This is a genomic window from Paenibacillus sp. F4, from assembly GCF_002894905.1.
Classification (GTDB): Bacteria; Bacillota; Bacilli; order Paenibacillales; family Paenibacillaceae; genus Paenibacillus; species Paenibacillus polymyxa_B.
The window spans coordinates 830-2,125 of sequence record NZ_POVS01000047.1; the positions used below are offsets into that span (position 1 = coordinate 830).

Annotated in this window: 1 protein-coding gene; it reads right to left on the reverse strand. The window is 48.5% G+C overall.

The annotated features are described in order from the left end of the window. A partial coding sequence (locus tag C1T21_RS28260; protein WP_258012643.1) for a condensation domain-containing protein occupies positions 1–1,296 on the reverse strand: 1,296 nt, incomplete at both ends.

Below are 1,296 nucleotides of genomic sequence, written 5' to 3' on the forward strand. Positions count from 1 at the left end.
TCATTCAGCTCGCGGTAGGTCAGCTGTTCTCCCTCGAAGAACAAGGCCGCCTGCTCTGGTGTTAGCAAAGCCTGCGCTTCAAACAAACCGTGAATTGTCTGCTCGCTTGGATACGCTGCCGCCGTATCTCCCCACACGTGTAGGATTTGCTCGCGTTCTTGCTCGGTCAATACATCCAGCTCACGTACAGGAATATTCGGGTTCGCCGTTACCTGCTCCAGCAGCTGCACCAGATGTCTCTGAATCTGTTCTATACTTGTCCGCTCAAATGCCAGAGTATTGTAATTAAAGCTCATGTGAATGGCTTTCCCCGACTGTACCACCAGATTAAAGTCATAGCTCGTTGCTTCGACCTCGGTCAGGCTAAGACTGGTCTGCTTGCCTTCACCAAACTGCTGCATTGGTTTCACTGCCGGATCATTTACAACAATAATCCTGTGGTTGATCCAATTTTGCATCAGCTCCGACAACGCCTGAATTTCAGTCAGCGGATACGCAGTATGCATATGCGCAGCTATAGATTGCTCCTCGTTTTGCTTCATAACCTGCAAGAACAGAAGGTTCTCATCGCTTCTAATTCTTACAGGTATCGTATTCTGAGACAGACTCAGCATTGGTCCCACATTCAGAGGATCAGGCGAATGTACGGAAACCGTACTACCAAATACGACATCATCCGTACCATTATATTTTTGGAGCAATATGCCCCATACTGTCTGGATCAATGTAGTCAGCGTCACCTGATGGCGCTTGGCAATCCGAAGAATCTTGGTCGTCAGACGCACACTCAGAACAGTATTAAGCTGCTCTTCCTGATCCCCCGCGTTTGACTGTATCTTGACTTGTGGCAAATGGGCCTGTTCTTCATATCCGTCGAGATATGCACTCCAGTAACGTGTAGCTTTTTGACGTTCCTGATGTACTTTCAGCACAGATACCGTTTCTTCTGCCGTGATTTGTTCCAGTTCACCCAGCGGGATATCTGGATTGGCTGCAATTGTTTCTACCAAACGTACAAAGTGACGCGTAATCTGCTCGATGGTGTCCCGCCGGTATAGCGATGTTGCATATTGCAATCCGAAATGGATGCCTGTTTCTTCCTCGCTGGCTTCCAGCATCAGGTCGAACTTCGCCGGAACCTGCTCCATACCATATGGACGGAAGCTCAGACCTTCCAACTTCAGCTCCCCTTGTTCGTTATTTTGTAGTACAAACATCGTGTCGAACAGTGGGTTGCGGCTCATATCCCGTTTCACGTTCAGCTTTTCCACCAGTTCCTCAAACGGATAGTCCTGA